Consider the following 20,290-nt stretch of genomic DNA (forward strand, 5'->3'; position numbering starts at 1 on the left):
ACGCAGACGACCACCCTCGGGATACTGGTCGCCCATGGATGAGGTCGAGGTCGTCGTCGCCCATTCCGAGCGCGCGACCCTGCGCGTCGGCGACATGTTCTTGAAGGTGGACGGCGATCAGGCGCGCATCGACGCCGAGGTAGAGGCGATGGCTCTGGCGCCGGTCCCCACCCCGAAGATCCTGTGGCACAAGCCGCACGTGCTCGCGATCGCCGCACTCCCGGGAACGACACTCGGCCGCCTAGGCGGCCCGTCGACCGGATCACCGACGGCATGGGCCGCGGCGGGCGCCGCCATCCGAAAGCTGCACGACGCACCCCTCCCTCCCCGCCCCGGCCAGGCCGGCCGGAACATCGTCGCGCTGACGGCGGAACTCGACGCCGAGTGCGAGCGGCTGGTGACGAGCAACGTCCTGCCCGCCGACCTGGTCACCCGCAACCGCCAGGTCGCCGAGGCCGCACTCCGCCCGTGGACCCCGGCATTCACCCACGGCGACCTACAGATCGCCCACATCTTCGTCGACGACAACGACGAGGTCACCGGCATCATCGACTGGTCCGAGGCAGGCCAGGGCGACGCCCTGCACGACCTGGCCACCTTCACCCTCGGACACGAGCAACACCTCACCGACGTCATCACCGGCTACGGCACCGACATCGACCTCGACGTAATCCACGCCTGGTGGTCACTACGAAGCCTGCTGGCAATCCGCTGGCTAACCGAGCACGGCTTCGACCCCTTCGCACCAGGCTGCGAGGTCGACGTACTGAAATCCCACATGTGAGCCCGCGAGGCCCCCCGACCCTGCCACCTCTGAAAGCCGGGGCCTCTTCTAACCAGCAAAAGCCCGCGACGGTGGTTAGATTTACCCCCAGCTTCCAGCACCCACCCACCCACCCCCACCCAGGGTTGGCCGCTGAGCCGACGCGACGTGCCAGCGAAACGGCAGCGCGCACCCCCCTCGCCCCAGCCCTCTCTGGAAACCGCAACTACCCACCCGGGGTTGGCCGCTGAGCCGGCCCGGCGTGCTGGCGAGACGCGAGCGCGCCCCTCTACTCCGGCCCGCGACGCAGTACAGGTAGGGGCCTGCCCACCTTGGCCACCCGTTCCTCCGGGCCGCTCGCTCGCTTCTGAAACGGGCTGCCGCGGCCCTAGTCAAGGGTGGCCCGCAGGGCCATCGCCGAAGGCGACGCGTAGCGCAGCGGAGCGCCCTTTACTCGGGCCGCGGAAGCACGACACTGGCTGAGAAGCGAGTGGCCCAACGTCCACGTACCAACTCGCCAGGCATCAACAGGGCCCCGCCTCAGGACACACCAAGAACGCAGAACTCGTGCCCCTCCGGATCCGTCAGGCACGTCCACGAGACATCGCCCTGACCGAGATCGAGGTCACTCGCCCCAAGCCCCTTCAACCGCCCCACCTCCGCCGCCTTGTCGTCACCGGGATACGGCATCAGATCAAGATGGACGCGATCCGGCACGGCCTTCGCACCAGGCGTGCGGAGGAACTCCAGATACGGCCCGACACCCCCGGCGGAGCGCAACGACGCCTGATCGTCGGAGACTTCAAGCACAGCCCAGTCCATCGCCTCACCCCAGAACCCTGCCATGGCACGCGGATCCACACAGTCGACGACGACCGCAGCGATCGGCCCGGCGTCCCGGTAGATCTCCCGAGGCTCCAGCACGCAGAACTCGTTGCCCTCCGGATCGGCGAGCACGGTCCACGGGACGTCGCCCTGGCCCACGTCGACGGGCGTCGCGCCGAGAGACCGTAGACGCGCGACCAACTCCGCCTGGTGGGCCGTAGAGGTGGTCGCGAGATCGAGGTGCAGACGGTTCTTCGTCGGCGTCTTGGATTCCGGGACGGGGATGATGTCGATGCCGAGCCCGACCGGTTCGGGCCAGACGAGGCCGCCACCCGGGCCGACGTACGTGGTCACGCCAGGGCTGAAGACACTCCAGCCGAGCGCCTCCGCCCAGAACCGACCAACCGCCAAGCCGTCAACGGCCTTGATGTTCACCTGCACGGGACGCAGCGCCATGCCGCCGATCCTATGCACCACCCGCACTCAGCCGACCGGCCCCACCGGACCCGCCGGACCCGCGGCCATCCGTATCCCCCGAAACGGACGGACGCGGGCCCGGCTACCACCAAGTCTGGACCGCCGGATAGCCAAACCGGAAGGGGATTCCAGAAACCTGCTCTAGAAATTCACTCTAGAACCGAGTTCCCAATACGCTGTCCCGCATGAGCCCCAAGCAACACCGCGGCGAGGTCACCGCAGACCTGCTCCTGGACGCCGCGCTGCGCCTGTTCGCGGAGCAGGGCGAACAGGGCCTCACCGTCAACGCCGTGACCAAGTCCAGCGGTGTCAGCCTCGGCAGCCTGTACCACCACTTCGGCAGCCTGGACGGCCTGTTCGACGCGCTGACGGAGCGCTGGCTGAGCCGACTGCTGGGTGAGTTGATCACCGCGCTCCAGGCGACCCGCACCGCCCGCACGGGCATCCGCGCGATCGTCCGGACGCATCTCGCCTTCGTCCGCGAACACCGGGACGCCGCGCTGCTGTTGCACTCCGCCAGAACCGACCAGCGGAACATGATCCAGGCCAGAGAACTCCGCGACTCCCAGGAGGCCAGGCTCTCGGTGTTCGCCACCTGGGTCCAATCCCACGTGGATTCAGGCGAGTTGGCCCAGCTGCCGCTCCCCCTGCTCGAATCCCTCGTCCTGGGCCCACTGATCGGCGTCGTCCGCCGCTGGCTCTCCGGCGTCGACGACATCGAACTCGACCTCGACGAGGCCGCCCGCGTCCTCCCGGACCGCATCTGGCGCTCGGTCGCCGCGAACCCGAAGTGACGTAACCAGTGGAGCAGTTGGTGATGTGGCTCTGGACAATCCGGGGCGAATTTTGACACGGTCGACGACATGCCCCTCAGCGCAGACCTCGCCTTCCACGCCGCCCAGAGCGCGTACTCCGACCCCGGCGCCCTCGCCCACCTCTACGCCGGACTCCCCCGCGACCCGGCCCAACTCGCCCGCATCACCCGCGACTTGCTCATCCACCGCCTGGAAGGCGGCTTCTACGACCACACCCACCCCACCGACCGCCTCCACAACGACGCCGAGACCCGCTACATCGACGACATCCTGCGAATCCTCGTCGACCGCGACCCCGCCCCGCTCACCGTGCGACGCGAACCCGGCGACCGGTTCGTCGGAGTGTGCCGGGACTTCTCACTCCTGCACTGCTCGTTCCTGCGGCAGCTGGGCGTCCCGGCCCGCATCCGTTCCGGTTTCGCCGACTACTTCAACCCGCCCGACACCGACGTCTCCAAGCTCTTCCACGGCGACCACGTCGTCACCGAGTACTGGCACGACGACCGCGGCTGGCTCCTCGCCGACTCCCAGCTCACCGACCCGACCGTCACCGCCCACTGGAACGTCGACTTCGACCCGATGGACGTACCCCGCGACCGTTTCCTCGTCGCGGGCGAGGCCTGGCAGGCCATCCGCACGGGCGGCGCCGACCCGACGACCTTCGGCCTGCACCCGCCGGAGGAGGGCCCGTTCTGGGGCGAACGATTCGTCGCAGGCAACATCCGCCTCGACCTCGCCGCCCTGAACAAGGTGGAGACCCTGTTGTGGGATGTGTGGAGCGAGGACGAGGGCAAGCCCGGGGAGCCGCTGCCGGAGTCCTCGCGCGAGTTCTACGACCGTGTCGCCCCCGCCGTCAGCGGCGAGATCTCCGTCGACGCCGTACGGAAACTCTTCACCGAGGACGACACCCTGCGCACCCCGCCCACCGTGACCTGCTACGCCCCCTTCAACGGCCCCAGCGAAGTCACCCTGCGCCAAAGCTGAATCTCACGCCACCGTCCGCAGCCCCCGCACCTGAGCCGCCCCCATCCCCCGCACCACCCGATGCGCGCACACCGCCGCCAGCAACTCGCCCAGCAGATCCGGGTCGTCGATCTCCAGGCCGAGCAACGACTCGATGCGTTCGAGGCGTTGGTAGAGGGACTGGCGGCCGATGTGCAGGAGGGCTGCCGTGCGGGTCGGGGAGCAGCCGTGGCGCAGGTGTACCTCCAGCGTTCGTACCAGGTCGCTCGGGTGGGCCGCCTCCCACGCCAGCAGCGGACCCAGCGCGTGCTGCACCAGCCTCGCCAGGCGGTCCCGGTTCGCGTCGATGCCGCCGCGGGTCAGCTCACGTTCCAGGGCCAGAGCTCGCGCCGAGGTCACCAACGGGCCCTCGGGGAGGGCGGGTTCGGCCGCCGGGACCGTCAACGCCAGCTCCAGGGTCGTACGCGCCGCCCGCAACGTGTCGCTCCAGCGCAGCCAGCCGCTGCCGACCTCGACCGTGTGCCCTACCGCGACCGTAAGGCCGGGTTCGGCAGCCGTACGGAAGGCCTCCTGGACCGCCCGGATGGGGTCGCCCGAGACGGACCCCGGAAGCGCGAGCAGGGCCAGGACGTCCCCCGGGAACGCCGCCCGCAGCACGCTCGCGCCGCCCAGCAGCCGTACCGCCCGGTCCACCGCCGTCACCTCGCGCGCGCCGTGCACGGAGACCCCGATCAGGCGGGCGCCGGGGCCGGGGTGGAAGCCGGCCAGGGCGGACCTCGCCTCGACCTCCGGCTGGTTCAGCGCGGCCCGGTCGGCGAGATCCGCCAAGAGCGCTGCCGTGTGGTCGTCGCCCCACGGTCGTACGACGGAACGGCCCGACAGGCCGCGGGCGACGATCGCCCGGTTGGCCGCCTCGGTGATCCGTACGAAGGGCACGACCCGGTGGAGGGCGAGCAGGGGAAGGCCCAGGCGGCGGGCCTCGTCCGTGACCTCCTCCGGCATCGTGGGCAGGGAGCGGCCGATCTCCACCGCCAGGCCGGCGGCACCCCGGGCCGCCAGTTCGCGGACGTAGCGGCGGCGGATCTCGGCGTCCGTGTCGGTGAGGCCGAAGCCGTTGGTGAGGAGGAGTTCGCCGCCGTCGAGGAAGTTCGCGCCCTCGTAGACCTCGCTGGAGTGCACCCAGCGCACGGGGCGGTCGAGCGCGGCCTCGCCGGCCAGGAGTTCGGGCTCGGTGGCACGGACCGGGTCGAGGGCCAGGACCTCACGGAGGGTGAGTGCGGGCACGGGCACCTCCAGGGGCGCTGACAGTTCGTCCGGGTACGGGTTGCGGGGAGAGTACTTTCCGCACGTTGCCCTCGTGTTTCGCCCACTGGAGAGTGAAGACATGAAGCCTTTGGATCAGGCACAGGCGAACGCCTGGCTCGCCACCGCCGTCGCGGAGGCCCGCGCCGGGCTCGGCGAGGGCGGCATCCCGATCGGCGCCGCGCTCTACGGCGCCGACGGCACCCTGCTGGGTCGCGGCCACAACCGGCGCGTCCAGGACGACGACCCCTCGATGCACGCGGAGACGGCCGCGTTCCGGGCGGCGGGACGGCAGCGGTCGTACCGGGGGACGACCATGGTCACGACCCTCTCGCCCTGCTGGTACTGCTCCGGGCTGGTGCGGCAGTTCGGGATCTCGCGGGTCGTCGTCGGTGAGGCCGTCACCTTTCACGGCGGGCACGACTGGCTCGCCGAGCACGGTGTGGAGATCGTCCTCCTCGACGACCCCGAGTGCACCTCGCTGATGCGCGACTTCATCAAGAACAACCCGGCACTCTGGAACGAGGACATCGGTGACTGAGCCCCGCACCCCCCGCATCCCCACCATCGACCTGAAGCCCTGGATCTCGGGGGACGAGCAGACGCGCAAGGACATCGCCCGTACCGTCGACGACGCCCTCCAGACCGCCGGGTTCCTGCTCGTCACCGGGCACGGGGTCGACCCGGGTCTCCGGTCCCGGATCCGGGAGGCCTCCCGCGCCTTCTTCGCCCTCCCCGTCGAGGTGAAAGAGGCCTACTCCGCCAAGGTCGGCGGGCGCGGCTGGCTCGGGCCCGGTGCCGAGGCCAACGGGTACTCGGAGGGGACCGAGACCCCGCCCGACCTGAAGGAGTCGCTGACCTTCGCCACGCACCGGCCCTTCGAGGACCCGGAGATCAACGCCGAGTGGTACGCGCCCAATGTGTGGCCGGACGAGGTGCCCGAGCTGCGAGCGCTCTGCGAGGAGTACCTCGACCGGATGGGCGAGTTGGAGAAGCAGTTGCTGTCGCTGCTCGGGGTCGCGCTCGGGCTCGAACCCGACTTCTTCTCCCAGCACATGGACCATCCGACGTACGGGTTCAACATCAACTGGTACCCGGGGGTGGAGGTCGTCGGGGAACCGGAGCCGGGGCAGTTCCGGATCGGGCCGCACACCGACTTCGGGACCGTGACGATCCTCGACCGGCAGGCCGGGAAGGGGGGACTGCAGGTCTTCACCGACGAGGGCGGGTGGGAGGACGCCCCGTTCGATGCGGAGGCGTTCACCATCAACATCGGTGATCTGATGGCCCGTTGGACCGGCGACCGGTGGCGGTCCGGACGGCACCGCGTGCTGCCGCCGCCCGCCGACGCCCCCGCCGAGGAGCTGATGTCGCTCGTCTACTTCGGCGAGTGCACCCCGGGCACGCTCGTGGAGTCCGTGCCCGCGCCGGTCGGGCGGGTGGCGTACGAGGCCGTCGACTCGCATGTCTATCTGCGGGAGAAGCTGGACTCGATCACCGTCGACTGAGACCGCCGCCTTCTCCTGTCGGCTATGTCCACTGTTCCGATATTTTCGTAACACAACGGACACCACGCGATCTGGTCCGAAACAACTCCCCCTATTTACCCTGGTGTTGATAGACAGGTTCCGGTGCCGGGCGACCGCTCAGGGGGAGATGCGGTGGGAAGAGGGCTGCACGGACGCGGGGCGCTGTTCGAGGCACAGCCGCCCGGTCTCGCCTCGCGCCTGATCGGCCTGCGGCCGTACGAGCTGCTCACCTCGCCGTACGAACACCCGGAACCGCCCTTCGTGGTGCTCGCGGGCGCGCGCGGGCTCGGCAAGAGCATGGCGCTGGCCGAGCTGCGGACCGCGTACCGCGGGCACACGCCGGTCGCGCTGATCGACTGCGAGGCGGACCGGCTGACCCGGCTGCCGGACGGGCGGCCCGCCGCGACCTGGTCGCCGGTGTGGCAGGCGCTGACGACCGTCGCGGAGCAGCTGCGGGAGCCGGTGGTGCACGGCGCCGGGAGCATCGACTTCCCGCGCCTGGAGGCCGGGTTGCTCGCCGTGTGCGCGACCGGGTGGGGCTCGCAGGACGAGGACAGTGCCCGCGAGGAGGCCCGGCGCATCCTGCTGCTGAGCGATCCGGCGCGGCGCTGGGCGGTGATCGCGCAGGGCTGGGCCGGCAAGGTCGCCTCCCGGCTGATCGCCAATCTGTCGGGTACGGGGCCGGTGGGCCAGGCCGTCATCGAGGCGACCCTGGACACCCTCTTCGACCTGGTGTGGACGCCGAACGGGCTGCTGAAGGCGGGCGCGGACTGGTACAGCGCCTACCCGGGCGCGAGCGGTGACGCCAAGCGCGGGCTGATCGAGATCGCCCGGGACTTCCGCGCCGACGGCACCTCCCGCGCGGACGCCGAACGCTGGCTGCTGCGCGCCCTGTTGGCCGATCTGGGCGACACGTACCGGCGCCGGTGGGAGCGGATGCGGCGGGTCGGGCGGCCCGTTGTGCTCGTCGACAACGTGCAGTCGGGGCCCGGTCCGGGGCTGATGAAGGCCGTGCTGAGAGAGCGTGCCGACGGCACCAGTGACCAGGTGGTGTTCTTCGCCGGGCTGCGCGGCCGGCGTCACCCCGAACTGCCGGACGCCGTACGGCATCCGCTGCCGGAGGTGGCGCGTGCGAGCGGGTGGGTGCCGGGGGCCTCGCCCTCGTCCCGGGCCCTGTTGGTGACCTTGCCTGCGCTGACTCCCGAGGAGGCGCGGCGCGTCATCGCCGACGTGTGCGCCACCGACGCCGACGGTTCTACGCGTGTCGAGGTGCCGCCCCAACTGCCGTACGCCATCCACCGGTTGACGGCCGGCAGTCCGCTGGGGGCCGCGGTGCTCGGGCAGGCCGTACGGCAGAACCGGCCCGCGGGGGCGGTCAGTCCGGGTGAGCTGCTGACCGCCGGGCTGAGGCCGGACGGGGACGCGGAGCACGAACGGCGGCCCGTGTACCGGGAGTTGCTCGACCGGCTGGTGCCGCCGGGGCTCGCGGAGGAGCTGGCCGTGCTCGCCACCGCGCACGACGGGGACTCGGCGCGAGCCCTGGCCGAGGCCCGGCTCGGGGACAGTTTCGGGGCGGCCGGGGTGAACCGGCTGCGCACCCAGCTCACCGCCGAGGGACTCCCCCCGGCCGAGGGCTACTTCGTCGGCGACCCCTTCCTGCGCACCCTGCTCCTGCTCCGCCTGCACCTCGACGACGCCGACCACGGCCGCTGGCGTGCCGTCCACCGCTCCCTGCTCTCGCACTACGACGGCCTGCCCGGCAACCCGGACACCCCGGCCCGCGCCCGCTACCGCCTGCACCACGAACTCGCCCTGGGCGACACGGCGGACGCGGTCGCGTACCTGCGGAACACCTTCCGCACCATCACGCCGTACGCCTGGCTGGAGACGCTGCTGTTCGTCACCGCCGCGCCCTACTACCACGCGCACGATCCGCACGGCCGGGACATCGGCGCGCCCGGCGACCACCGCAAGGCCGTCGCGCTCGCCCGCACGGACGCCGAGGAGGACCCCCCGTCCGGCGTGGACCCGGCCCTGCATCTCACCGTACGGCGGCTGCTGCACGCGGTGTGGCAGGTGACGGATCCGCTGGTGCTGCCGGACGAGGAGGTCGCGGGGCGGATGCACTTCGATCTGGAGCAGTTGTCGAACATCTGGCCCGCGGGCAGCGAACCGCTGTGGCGGGCCGCCCAGCAGTGGCCCGAACAGGCCCTGGCCGGGCGCCCGTTGAGGGTGCCGGGCGGCGACGACCGAGACGGGGGCGGGCGATGAGAGCGTGGCTGCACGAACTGGTCCAGCGGATCCGGACGATCCCGATCTACCGCTACACGGCCCTGGTCGTCGCCGCCGCGCTCGTCTTCGGGCTGGTCCAGCTGACCCGCACCCTCCTGCACGACGACCGCACCTGCGCGGCCGGGGTGGCCCGGCCCGAGGACAGCGGCGAGTGCGTGGGGGTGTCGACCTCGTCGTTCGACTTCGGGCAGCGCCGGTTCGCCGCCACCATCAAAGCGGTGGACCGCGAGAACCGCTCCCTCAAGGCCGGTACGTACGTCACCGTCGCCCTGTACGAGCCGTTCAGTTCGAGCGACGCCGACAACCTGAACGACGTGCTGCACGAGTTGCAGGGCGCGTATCTCGCGCAGTACCGAGCCAACCACGACGACAACGGCGAGACCCCGTACATCCGGCTGGTGCTCGCCAACCCCGGTGCCGACGGCGCCTATTGGGAGCGGACGGTCGACCGGCTCTCGGCGATGACGGACTCCTCCGACCGGCTGCGCGCGGTCACCGGGATAGGGACGAGCACCGAGAACAACAAGAAGGCCGTGGCGCAACTGACCCGGCTCGGCATCCCGGTGGTCGGCTCCTCCATCACCGCCGACGACCTCGCCAACGGGCAGCGGGGCAAGGACCCTTACCCCGGGCTCGCCCGCGTCTCCCCCACCAACACCGACGAGGCCCGCGCCCTCGCCGCCTACGCCAAGGTGACCGCCGACCGGGCCCTGCTGGTCTACGACAAGCCCGGCGACCCGTACACGAAGACCCTCCAACAGGCCTTCGCCACCCTGCTCAAGGGCTCGCCGTACGGGTCGTGGCCGTTCACGCCGCCCGCGAACCGGAGCGAGGAGGGCAGTACGCCCAACACCTTCCGCCAGATCACCGACCTCGTCTGCGACACGGACGCCAAGCTGAACACCGTGTTCTTCGCCGGACGGCACACCCAACTCCGCCAGTTCATCAACGCGTTGGGCCGGCGCGGCTGCCAGTCCCGCACGTTCACCGTGCTCACCGGCGACGAGGGCTCCTACCTCACCGGCGACAAGAAGCTCGACCGCACCGCCCTCCAACACGGCGTCGCCGTCCGCTACACCGCCCTCGCCCACCCGGACGCGTGGGTCAACAAGGCCCCGGCGACCGGCGGTTCGGCCCAGGACACACAGGACCTCGACAAACTCCTGACCACCGCCAGGACCTCCCCCGTCGGCCCGATCGGCCCGGTCTCCCTCGACGACGGCCAGGCGATCATCGCCTACGACGCGATGCGCCTCGCCGTCCACGGCATCCGCGAGGCCACCCCCGACCAGCAGAAGATCCCGCCGCTGGCCGACGTCGGCCTCCAATGGCCGCAGGTGAAGGGCTCGTTGCGGGTGAACGGGGCGAGCGGCTGGATCTGCCTGGACGTCCACGGCAACCCGTACGACAAGGCCGTACCGATAGTGGAACTCACCCCGAAGGGCGGCTCCCGCTTCGTGCGGATCGCCTGGCCGGAGGACAGGCCACCCGCGAAGGACTGCCTGCCTCCGGCCTGAACGCCCTTGATTCCTACGGCCGTTCGCCCGCCTTGTCGACGATGGCCCGGCGCAGGACGGCGGTGTCGGCGGTGACCGTGCCCTTCTTCACGTCCGAGTAGTCCTTGGTGGCCACCGAGCGCTCACCGAGGAATTCGTAGGTCTTCGCGTCGAAGATCCACTCCTCCCGGGTCGGGTTGTCGGGATCGTCGCGGCCGATGGCGACACCGGACCGCCCTGCGGCGTCCTTCACCCCCTTGGCCGCCGTCACACCGGGAATCCTGGCCACGGCCCGGAACAGCGCCGCGCTCTGCGCCGGCGGCACGATCGAGTCGTGGAGCAGATCCCCGACCAGCACGAACATCGCCTGGTACTTCTCCTGGCCGCTGTCCTTCGGGGCGGTCTTGGCGAGGTACTGGTACATCGCGTCGGCGTCGGTCGGCAGCGTCTTCACATGGTTGTAGTAGGACGAAACGTCCCAGCCGCCCTTGCCCGACTTCAGCCAGTCCGGCTTCACGTCGACCGGGATGGAGTACGGTTTCCGGCCCGCCTCCCGCACCAGCCCGACATGGAGACCGTCCACCGACATCCACACCTCCTGCCGGTGCAGCGGCGGGATCTTCGTCGCCTTGCCCTCCTCGTACCCGGCGTAGGACACCTTGCTGTCCACGTACACGAACTGGTCGTCGCGGACCGTGCCGTAGGACTTCTCGTGCTCGGCCGCCAGCGCGATGTCCTCCAGAAGCGCCGTCGTCGACTTGCTCGGCGGCTGCGCGGTCGCCGAGGAGGAGCCGGAGGACGGCAGGACGACGAAGGTGACGGCCGCCGCGGTGGCGACGGCGGTCGCGGCGATCGCGGGCCGCAGCCACTTGTTCCGCCGGGGAGCGGGCGCACCCTCCTGGACGGGTGCGGTCTCGTGCCGGATCTCGGTCATCAGATGCTCCTTGAGGAGTCGGTGACGGCCCGGCGGAAGGTCTCTCTCGGGAAGTTCCGGGAGTTGATTCATCGTTGTCCCTCCCTCAGGGGCCCGACCGCACTGCCGCGGTCATCTCTCATCTGTCCGTCCCGCAGGGGGAGTTCCCTGCTTTCGATATGTTTCGCGAGCTTTGCGCGCGCCCGCGAGAGCCGCGACCGTACGGTGCCCACCGGCACCCCGAGCGCCTCGGCCGCCGCCCGGTAGTCGAGGCCGGACCACACGCACAGGGCGAGCACCTCGCGCTCGGCGCGGCGCAGGGTGGCCAACGCGGTGCGTACGAGGCCGAGTTCGGCGGTGTCGTCGAGGCGGGCGGCGACCTCGTCGGCGAAGTCGCGCTCGACCTCGTCACGGGGCAGCCGCGAGACCGCCGCCGCGTGTCTTCGGGCGGCGCGGCGGGTGTTGCGCGTGACGTTGGTGGCGATGCCGAGCAGCCAGGGCCGTAGCGAACCGCCCTCCTCGTCGACCTTGCCGCGCAGGCGCCAGGCGTCCAGGAAGGTCAGCGACACGATGTCCTCGGCCTGCGCCCAGTCCCCCGTGAGCCGGAAGGCGTGGTTGTAGACGGAGCGTGCGTACGCGTCGAAGAGCTCGCCGAAGGCGTCGTGGTCCCCCGCGCGGATGCGTTTCCTCAGCCGCAGATTCGTATCCACACCCTTCTACCTGTCCGTACGACGAAGGCCGGTTCCGGTGACCCATGTCACACGGAACCGGCCTTCGCCGTACGGGAGTTGCGGCTTCGGGTTACGGCTTACACGCCGGCGTAGGAGTGCTTGCCGCCGACGAAGATGTTGACGCCGTAGTAGTTGAAGATCCAGCAGCCGAAGGCGATCAGGGCCAGGTAGGCGGCCTTGCGGCCCTTCCAGCCGGCCGTGGCGCGGGCGTGCAGGTAGCAAGCGTAGGCGACCCAGGTGATGAACGCCCAGGTCTCCTTGGGGTCCCAGCCCCAGTAGCGGCCCCAGGCCGACTCGGCCCAGATCGAGCCCGCGATGATCGTGAACGTCCACAGCGGGAAGACGGCCGCGTTGACGCGGTAGGAGAACTTGTCGAGGTTCGCCGAGGCGGGCAGCCGCTCCATGACGGAGGTGGCGAAGGCGCCGGGCTTGCCGCCGGTCGCGAGCTTGTTCTCGTACGAGTCCTTGAAGAGGTAGAGCAGCGTGCCGACGGCGCCCACGTAGAAGACCGCGCCGCAGATGATCGCCGTCGAGACGTGGATGTACAGCCAGTACGAGTGGAGGGCGGGAACCAATTGATCGCTGGCGGTGTACAAGACAGTGACGGCGATGCCGAGATCGAGGAGGACCGTCGTGACCAGGAACAGGCCGAGCCAGCGCACGTTCTTCTTGAGCAGCAGCAGCGTGAGGTACACGCCGACGGCGACCGTGGAGAAGGTGATGTTGAACTCGTACATGTTGCCCCAGGGCGCCCGCTCCACCGAGGCCGCGCGGGCGAGAACGCCGCTCAGCTCCACGAGGAACGCGAGAACGGTGAGGGACACGGCGATACGGCCGTAGAGGTCGCCCTGTTCGTCCCCGCCGTGCGCGCCGGGACCGTCCGGCACGTCGCGCGAGCCGGACGCGGCCCGGACGACGACCTTCGGCCGCTCCAGCACGGTGGTGCCGCCGGCGTTCTGCACGGTGACGGCGGGCGCCGCCGCCTTCTTCGCGTCGGCACCGGTCAGCGCGGCGGCCGTACGGCCGATCTTGCTGCGGCTGCCGAAGGTCCATTCGGCGATGTACGCGAAGAAGGCCAGGGTGTAGACGGCCATCGAGGAGTAGATCAGCGTGTTGCTGAGGTTGGCCAGGTGCTCGTTGGTGGCGGCGGCCAGATTGGTTACGGAGGCGAAATCGGTTGCGGCGGCGAGAGTCACTTCTCAGCCCCTTCGGCGGGTACGGGCGGTTCGACGCCGGAGTCGGAGTCGTGGGTGTCGGCGTCGGAGGTGGGGGTCTTGGGGTCGTCGTCAGACGTCGGATCGGCGTCGGTCTTCGTCGGGCCGGTGCCGGGCGTGGGCGAGCCGGTCTCGGATTTGGTCGAGCCCCCGTCCGTCTTCGCCGGAGCCTCGTCGGTCTTCGTCGGGGCCCCGGCGGTCTTGGTCAGGGCCTCGTCGGTCTTCGCCGAGCCCTGGTCGGACTTCGCCGAGCCGGTGCCGGGCGTGGGCGAGCCGGTGGCGGACTTCGTCGAGACCCCGTCCGTCTTCGTCGGGGCCCGGTCGTGCACCAGGGCGGCCAGGTCGCCGAGTTCCTCGGGGAGTTTCGCGGACTCGCTGCGGCCGAGGCCGGCCATTTCGACGACCGTCACCCCGTCGGCGCTGCGCGTGGCCCGCACCCAGACGCGGCGGCGCTGGATGAACAGGGAACCGGCCAGACCGACGATCGCGGTGAGCGCGCCGGTCAGGGCCCAGGTGGTGCCGGGCTGCTGGACGACCTGGAAGCCCGCCCACTCCTTGATCTGCTTGTCGAAGGTGATCGACCCGGCGCCGTTGGGCAGCTTCATCGTCTCGCCGGGCAGCAGCTGGGCCTTGAGGATGTTGCCCTTGGCGTCCTTGAACTGCTTCAGGTTCTTCGTGTCCAGCTGGTACACGTTCTGCGGGATGCCCGCGTTGACGCCGAGGTCACCGTGGTAGCCGGTCACGTTGAGCACCGGGTAGTCGAGCCCGGGGTACTGGGAGAACATCGTGCCGCTGCCCTTGGCGTAGGTCGGCACGAACAGGGCGGCGAAACCGAGCTGTTCGGCGACGCCCTGGGCGTCCTTGTAGCCGTCGAGGACCTTGATCGCGCCCTGCGAGGTGATGTTGGAGTCGATCGGCAGCATCGGTACGGCCTGGTGGAGGACCACGTTGCCCTTGCCGTCCCGGACGGTGACGACGGGGGCGTAGCCGTGGCTGACGAGGTAGACCTTCGAGTCGCCGATCTCCAGCGGCTCGTTGACCTTGATCGTGTGCTTCTCCGCCTTGCCGTAGGCGCCGAGGCTGTAGGTGATGTCGGCCTGGAAGGTGCTCGGGGTACCGCGGTTGGGGCCGGTGCGCTCGTACGTGCCGATGAAGTTCTTCAGGTTGAAGCTGAAGGGCACGAGGTCGTCGTCGCTGAAGAGGTTGCCGGACTTGAAGTCGTCGTACTGGGTGAGGGTGTTGGAGAAGCCGTCGCCCTCGACGATCAGCTTGTCGCCCTCGGACTTGAAGAGCTGGCCCCAGGCGAAGGCGATCAGCATCACGATCAGCGCGAGGTGGAAGAGCAGGTTGCCGGTCTCGCGCAGGTAGCCCTTCTCGGCGGCTACGGCGTCACCGTCGACGTGGGCCCGGAAGCGCCGCTTCTTCAGCGTCGCGAGGGCGACTTCGCGGACCTGCTCCGGCTCGGCGGCGGTGCGCCAAGTGGCGTACGCGGGAAGGCGGTTGAGACGCTTGGGCGCGCCCGGCGGACGGCCGCGGAGCTGGCCGACGAACTGCCAGGTGCGCGGGATGATGCAGCCGACGAGGGAGACGAACAGCATGACGTAGATCGCGCCGAACCACGCCGAGCTGAAGACGTGGAAGAGGCCGAGCTTCTGGTAGATCGGCCCGAGCGTCTTGTGCGCGTCCTGGAACTCGGAGACCTTCAGCGCGTCGGTGCCGGACTGCGGGATCAGCGAGCCGGGGACCGCGCCGAGCGACAGCAGGAACAGCAGCATCAGCGCGACCCGCATCGAGGTCAGCTGGCGCCAGAACCAGCGCGCCCAGCCGAGCACTTCACGACCGGTCCAGGCGAGCCAGCCGGTCAAACCGGGGGCGCGGTTGCCGCCGAAGGAGCCGGGCATGGCGGTCTCGACGGGGGCCGTGGAGAGCTGGGAGCCGGCGGCGCCGAGGTCCTGGTCGTCGCCGGAGGGGTCGGCCCGGGGCGTCTCGGCGGGCGAGTCGGCGGTCGTCTTGCTCATCGATCAGATCCCTACAGTGAAGCCGTCGGACCAGCTCTGCATGTCCTGCACCAGCGCGTCCCAGGCGCCGGTGAGCAGCAGCACGCCGGTCACGATCATCATGGTGCCGCCGACGCGCATCACCCAGACGTAGTGGCGCTTGACCCAGCCGAAGGCACCGAGGGCCTTGCGGAACGCGACCGCGGTGAGGACGAAGGGGACACCCAGGCCGAGACAGTACGCGACGGTCAGTATGGCGCCGCGACCGGCACTCGACTGGTCCATGGAGAGCGCCTGCACCGACGCGAGCGTCGGACCGATGCACGGGGTCCAGCCGATGCCGAAGAGCGCCCCGAGCAGCGGAGCCCCTATCAACCCGGTCGTCGGCCGCTTGTGGAATCGGAACTCGCGCTGGGTGAGCCAGGGCATCATCCCCATGAAGAACACACCCATGAGGATCATGAGCACGCCCAGCACCTTGGACAGGACGTCCCTGTTCTCCTGGAGCGTCTGCCCGAAGAAGCCGAACAGGGCCCCGCCGGAGACGAACACGATGGTGAAGCCGAGGACGAAGAGAGAGGCGCCCGCGACCATCCGCCCGCGCCGGGCGTCACCGAGGTCGGTGCCGGTGACTCCCGTGACGTAGGAGAGGTAGCCGGGGACGAGCGGGAGGACGCACGGGGAGAAGAAGGAGACGAGTCCGCCGAGCACGGCGATCGGCAGCGCGAGCAGCAACGCCCCGCTGCGGACCGTGGTGTTGGGCTCGGTAACTGCTGCCAGCAGCACGTCAGCTCACTTCTCCGCGATGACCGGGTCGAGCATCTCGCGGAGCTTGTCCTCGCTGAGTGCCTGGAGTGCGCGGGCCGCGATCTTCCCGTCCCGGTCGATGACGATCGTGGAGGGGATGGCCTGCGGGTTGAGCGTGCCCTTCTTGAAGCGGAGCATCAGCCGGCCCGTCGGGTCGTAGAGACTCGGGTACGGGACCTGGTACTTCTTCTCGAAGGCGACGGCCGGTTCGGTGCTGGTGTCACGGGTGTTGAGGCCGACGAACTGGACGTCCTTGTCGGCCGTGGCCTTGGCGACCTGGACCAGGTTGTCCGCCTCGGCGCGGCACGGGGAGCACCAGGAGCCCCACACGTTGACGACGAGGACCTTGCCCTTGTAGTCGGCGGTGTTGAGGGTCTTCCCGTCGATGGTCTTGCCGGACAGGTCGGGGGCGGCCTGGCGGTCGCCCTTCTTGACGGTCGCGATGCCGTCGGAGCCGGTGATGAAGTTGGTGTTGCCCGAACCTCCGGAGGTCCCTCCGGAGCTGCACGCGGACAGCACCAACGCGGCGACGGCTACACCGGCGGTCGACAGGACGGGGCGGCTACGGGCGCGACTGGCGGCACTCATGTGAAAAGTTTCGCATGCCCGTTCTGGGGATCTTGCGCGCCCCCCTCACGGGCGGAAAACCGCATTTCAGGCGACGCTTCAGGCGGCATTTCGGGCAGCGCTTCAGGCGGCGCTTCCGGCGGCCGACGAGGAACTGCTCGGGCTCGCGGCCAGGAACGACTTCCAGCCGCCGGACGGGGCCTGGCCGACGTCGAGGGTGCGCAGCTGGGCCAGCACCTCGGGCTTCTGCACGTCGATCCAGTCGGTGAACTGCTTGAAGGAGACGAGCCGTACGTCCTCACCCTTCTCCCTCAGCTGGGCTATGTGCTTGAAGGCCTTCTCGACGGCGTCCATGTAGATGCCGCCGTTCCAGTGCTCGAAGTGGTTGCCGATGAAGAAGGGGGCACGGTTCGACTCGTACGCGCGCTGGAAGCCGGATATGTAGGCCTGCGCGGCCTGGGTACGCCAGCCCGGGTAGTTGTAGGCGGGCGCGTTGGTGGAGTTGACCGACTGGTTGGCCAGCATGTTGTAGTCCATCGAGAGGACCTCGAAGCTGTGCCCGGGGAAGGGGACGGCCTGGAGCGGGTAGTCCCAGACGCCGTTGCGCTTCACGGGCCAGACCTGGCGGCCGCCGGGCGAGGAGGCGTCGTAGCGCCAGCCGAGGGAGCGGGCGGTGGGCAGCAGGTTGTCCTGGCCGAGGAGGCAGGGCGTGCGACCGCCGACGAGTTCCTTCTCGTAGTCGAAGGGCAGGGACGGCAGGTCGTGCCAGCCGGTGTTGGTGCGCCACTCCTTGACGAAGGACTTGGCCTGGTCGATCTCGCTGCGCCACTGCTGGGGCGTCCAGTTGCCGACCGTGCCGTAGCCGGAGCAGAAGTGGCCGTTGAAGTGGGTGCCTATCTCGTGGCCCTCCAGCCACGCGCGGCGGACGTTGGTCAGGGTCGCCTTGACGTGTTCGTCGGTGAGGTAGCCGATGTCGGAGGCGCCTTGCGCGTTGTTCGGCGGGTTGTACAGGCGCTTCTTCGACTCGGGCAGCAGATAGATGCCGGAGAGGAAGAAGGTCATGCTCGCGCCGTGCTGCTTGGCGAGGTCGAGGAAGCGGGGGAACAGGCCGTTGCCCACCTCGCCCGCGCCGTCCCAGGAGAAGATCACGAACTGCGGCGGGGTCTGCCCCGGCTCCAACGGCACGGGCTTCGCGGGCTGCTTGGGCTGCGCGCCGGTGAAGGACGTGGAGCCGTCGCCGATGGGCTTGGCCCGGGGTTCCATGGACTTGGTGGGCCCGCCGGAGGAGCCCTTACCGGAACCGCCGGAGGAGCCGGAGGAACCGGAGGAGTTCGACCCGCCGGAGCCGAGCGTCCCGCACCCCGCGAGTCCTACGGCCGCCGCGGCGCCCGCACCGACTCCGAGCGCTCCCCGTCGAGTGAGACTCCGCATTGCTTCCCCATCCGTCGCGTCCTCTGTGGTCTACCTGTGAGAGGACGCGACGGGCAAGAAAGTTCGCCGTGAACGATGTGGGTTGCGAAACAAATGTCACAGAGCTGTCCCGACGAGCGGCTCCGAGGAGTGAACGGACCGCGATTGTCAGGCGCCGAACGCTTTGTCCTTGCCCTTGACGGGCTTCGCGCCGGCGAGGAGGTGGGCCGGGACGAGATCGCGGGCCGGCTCGGTGTAGCCGACGGACACGATCTTGTCGCCGCGGTAGGTGAAGGTCGTCAGGGACGCGAGCGTGCACTGCCGCTTGCGCGGGTCGTGCCACAGCCGGCGCCGCTCGACGTACGACCGCACGATCCAGATCGGCAGCTGATGGCTCACCAGCACCGCCTCGTGACCGCGCGCGGCGTCCTTGGCGGCGTCCAGCGCGGCCATCATGCGGACGACCTGGTCGACGTAGGGCTCGCCCCAGGACGGCTTGAACGGGTTGACGAGGTACTTCCAGTTGTCCGGCTTCTTCAGCGCCCCGTCGCCGACGCCGAAGGTCTTGCCCTGGAAGACGTTGTCGGCCTCGATGAGCCGCCCGTCGGTCGCGAGGTCGAGCCCGTGCGCCTTGGCGATCGGCGTGGCGGTCTCCTGCGCGCGCTCCAGCGGGGAGGCGACGACGTGCGTGACATCGCGGGAGGAGAGGTGCTCGGCGACCCGGTCGGCCATCTGCCGCCCCAGCTCGGAGAGGTGGTAGCCGGGGAGACGGCCGTACAACACCCCTTCGGGGTTGGCGACTTCGCCGTGCCGCATCACGTGGACGACGGTGATGTCGGTGTCACTGCTGGTCATCGGGTGGCCTCCGCCGCCGCTCGGGCCGCCGCCGGGAGGGCGTCGGCGATCCGCTGGATGGCCCGTTCGTCGTGGGCCGTGGAAACGAACCAGGACTCGAAGGACGAGGGGGGCAGATAGACCCCGCTCGCCAGCATCGAGTGGAAGAACGCGGTGAAGCGGTACGACTCCTGCGCCTTGGCGTCCTCGTAGTTGCGCACGCTCCGGTCGGTGAAGAACACGGAGAACATGCTGGAGGCGTTCTGGATCCGGTGCGCGACACCTTCCTTGGTGAGCGCCTCGGTGACGAGCGACCGGATCTGCGCGGACACGGCGTCGATCGTGTCGTAGGCCGCGTCGTCGAGGAGCCGCAGCTGGGCGAGGCCGGCGGCGGTGGCGACGGGGTTTCCGGAGAGGGTGCCGGCCTGGTAGACGGGCCCGGCGGGGGCGAGGTGGGCCATGATGTCGGCGCGCCCGCCGAACGCGGCGGCGGGGAAGCCGCCGCCCATCACCTTGCCGAAGGTCATGAGGTCGGGCGTGACCCCGTCGATCCCGAACCACCCGGCACGGCTGGTCCTGAACCCGGTCATGACCTCGTCGGAGATGAAGAGGGCACCGTTCTTCCGGCAGGCGTCCTTGAGCCCCTGGTTGAACCCGGCAGCCGGCGGCACGACCCCCATGTTCCCGGGAGAAGCCTCCGTAATGACGCACGCGATCTCACCGGGATGCCGGTGGAAGGCCTCGTTCACGGCTTCGAGGTCGTTGTACGGCAGGACGATCGTGTCGCCGGCCTGGGCGCCGGTGACGCCGGGGGTGTCGGGCAGCGCGAAGGTGGCGACGCCACTGCCCGCGGCGGCGAGAAGGGCATCGACGTGACCGTGGTAACACCCGGCGAACTTGATGACCTTGGGCCGCCCGGTGAACCCGCGGGCGAGCCGGATGGCGGACATGGTCGCCTCGGTCCCGCTGCTGACGAGCCGCACCTGCTGCACGGGCTCGACGCGGGCGACGATCTCCTCGGCGAGCGCGACCTCGCCCTCGCCGGGGGTGCCGAAGGAGGTGCCGCGGGAGACGGCGTCGTGGACGGCGGCGATCACGTCGGGCTGGGAGTGCCCGAGGATCATCGGACCCCAGGAGCAGACGAGGTCGACGTACTCGCGCCCGTCCGCGTCCGTCAGATAGGGACCGTTGCCGGAGACCATGAACCGGGGCGTGCCGCCGACGGCGCGGAAGGCGCGCACCGGGGAGTTCACGCCGCCCGGCGTGACGACCGACGCACGGTCGAAGAGAGCCTGCGAGACGGGGGCGTCGTAGGGATACGGCAGGGCAGGCGGCGCTCCACTCGCCCCGCCGCT

Annotated in this window: 18 protein-coding genes; 7 read left to right on the forward strand and 11 right to left on the reverse strand. The window is 70.0% G+C overall.

Going from position 1 to position 20,290, the window contains the following annotated elements:
• Positions 1–34: 34 nt before the first annotated feature.
• Entirely contained in the window at positions 35–784 is a 750-nt protein-coding gene (locus OG407_RS22895; RefSeq protein ID WP_405860717.1) for a phosphotransferase, read from the forward strand.
• A 519-nt stretch (positions 785–1,303) separates the two neighbouring features.
• Here OG407_RS22895 and OG407_RS22900 read toward each other — a convergent pair.
• The gene (locus OG407_RS22900) at positions 1,304–2,044 is read right to left on the reverse strand and encodes a VOC family protein (RefSeq protein ID WP_405860719.1); all 741 of its coding nucleotides are present in this window, start codon (positions 2,042–2,044) and stop codon (positions 1,304–1,306) included.
• A gap of 206 nt (positions 2,045–2,250) precedes the next feature.
• Here OG407_RS22900 and OG407_RS22905 point away from each other — a divergent pair, with 206 nt between their 5' ends.
• Complete coding sequence (locus OG407_RS22905) at positions 2,251–2,859, forward strand: TetR/AcrR family transcriptional regulator (RefSeq protein WP_405860721.1); 609 nt, start codon at positions 2,251–2,253, stop codon at positions 2,857–2,859.
• 69 nt (positions 2,860–2,928) lie between these two features.
• Complete coding sequence (locus OG407_RS22910) at positions 2,929–3,864, forward strand: transglutaminase domain-containing protein (RefSeq protein ID WP_405860723.1); 936 nt, start codon at positions 2,929–2,931, stop codon at positions 3,862–3,864.
• Between the two features lie 3 nt (positions 3,865–3,867).
• Here OG407_RS22910 and OG407_RS22915 read toward each other — a convergent pair whose 3' ends face one another.
• Positions 3,868–5,127, reverse strand: coding sequence for a PucR family transcriptional regulator (locus OG407_RS22915; protein ID WP_405860725.1), 1,260 nt, complete (start codon positions 5,125–5,127; stop codon positions 3,868–3,870).
• A 100-nt stretch (positions 5,128–5,227) separates the two neighbouring features.
• On the opposite strand from OG407_RS22915, the gene OG407_RS22920 reads away from it, so the two are divergent.
• The 4 genes from OG407_RS22920 (at position 5,228) to OG407_RS22935 (ending at position 10,483) form a co-directional block, all read left to right on the forward strand.
• A complete protein-coding gene (locus tag OG407_RS22920) occupies positions 5,228–5,686 on the forward strand; it encodes a nucleoside deaminase (protein ID WP_405860727.1) in 459 nt (152 codons plus the stop codon).
• Positions 5,679–6,653, forward strand: a complete 975-nt coding sequence (locus OG407_RS22925) for an isopenicillin N synthase family dioxygenase (protein WP_405860729.1) — start codon at positions 5,679–5,681, stop codon at positions 6,651–6,653. The genes OG407_RS22920 and OG407_RS22925 overlap by 8 nt, the downstream gene beginning before the upstream one ends.
• 153 nt (positions 6,654–6,806) lie before the next feature.
• Entirely contained in the window at positions 6,807–8,945 is a 2,139-nt protein-coding gene (locus tag OG407_RS22930) for a hypothetical protein (protein ID WP_405860731.1), read from the forward strand.
• Positions 8,942–10,483 (forward strand): ABC transporter substrate-binding protein, encoded by a 1,542-nt coding sequence (locus OG407_RS22935; protein ID WP_405860733.1) that lies wholly within the window; start codon positions 8,942–8,944, stop codon positions 10,481–10,483. The genes OG407_RS22930 and OG407_RS22935 overlap by 4 nt, the downstream gene beginning before the upstream one ends.
• A 13-nt stretch (positions 10,484–10,496) precedes the next feature.
• On the opposite strand, the gene OG407_RS22940 is transcribed toward OG407_RS22935, so the two are convergent.
• The 9 genes from OG407_RS22940 to hemL all read right to left on the reverse strand — a co-directional run bounded on the left by OG407_RS22940 (position 10,497) and on the right by hemL (position 20,260).
• Positions 10,497–11,468 (reverse strand): CU044_5270 family protein, encoded by a 972-nt coding sequence (locus OG407_RS22940; protein WP_405860735.1) that lies wholly within the window; start codon positions 11,466–11,468, stop codon positions 10,497–10,499.
• On the reverse strand, positions 11,465–12,085 hold the full coding sequence (locus tag OG407_RS22945) for an RNA polymerase sigma factor (protein WP_405860737.1): 621 nt from the start codon (positions 12,083–12,085) through the stop codon (positions 11,465–11,467). The genes OG407_RS22940 and OG407_RS22945 overlap by 4 nt, the downstream gene beginning before the upstream one ends.
• Before the next feature lie 98 nt (positions 12,086–12,183).
• On the reverse strand, positions 12,184–13,302 hold the full coding sequence (gene ccsB / locus OG407_RS22950; RefSeq protein WP_405860739.1) for a c-type cytochrome biogenesis protein CcsB: 1,119 nt from the start codon (positions 13,300–13,302) through the stop codon (positions 12,184–12,186).
• Positions 13,299–15,338 (reverse strand): cytochrome c biogenesis protein ResB, encoded by a 2,040-nt coding sequence (locus tag OG407_RS22955; RefSeq protein WP_405860741.1) that lies wholly within the window; start codon positions 15,336–15,338, stop codon positions 13,299–13,301. The genes ccsB and OG407_RS22955 overlap by 4 nt, the downstream gene beginning before the upstream one ends.
• 3 nt (positions 15,339–15,341) lie before the next feature.
• Complete coding sequence (locus OG407_RS22960) at positions 15,342–16,103, reverse strand: cytochrome c biogenesis CcdA family protein (protein ID WP_405860743.1); 762 nt, start codon at positions 16,101–16,103, stop codon at positions 15,342–15,344.
• A gap of 6 nt (positions 16,104–16,109) precedes the next feature.
• Positions 16,110–16,712: a TlpA family protein disulfide reductase gene (locus OG407_RS22965; RefSeq protein ID WP_405860745.1), complete on the reverse strand. Its 603-nt coding sequence runs from the start codon at positions 16,710–16,712 to the stop codon at positions 16,110–16,112.
• Between the two features lie 102 nt (positions 16,713–16,814).
• The gene (locus OG407_RS22970) at positions 16,815–18,122 is read right to left on the reverse strand and encodes a hypothetical protein (RefSeq protein ID WP_405860747.1); all 1,308 of its coding nucleotides are present in this window, start codon (positions 18,120–18,122) and stop codon (positions 16,815–16,817) included.
• Positions 18,123–18,269: 147 nt separating this feature from the next.
• Positions 18,270–18,956 carry a histidine phosphatase family protein gene (locus OG407_RS22975; RefSeq protein WP_327402124.1) on the reverse strand — a complete coding sequence of 229 codons (687 nt, stop codon included), beginning with the start codon at positions 18,954–18,956 and terminating at the stop codon, positions 18,270–18,272.
• Positions 18,953–20,260, reverse strand: a complete 1,308-nt coding sequence (hemL, locus tag OG407_RS22980; RefSeq protein WP_405868546.1) for a glutamate-1-semialdehyde 2,1-aminomutase — start codon at positions 20,258–20,260, stop codon at positions 18,953–18,955. Before hemL ends, OG407_RS22975 begins: the two co-directional genes overlap by 4 nt.
• Positions 20,261–20,290: the final 30 nt, after the last annotated feature.

Origin of the sequence: Streptomyces sp. NBC_01515, assembly GCF_045040345.1 — a bacterium.
GTDB lineage: Bacteria > Actinomycetota > Actinomycetes > Streptomycetales > Streptomycetaceae > Streptomyces.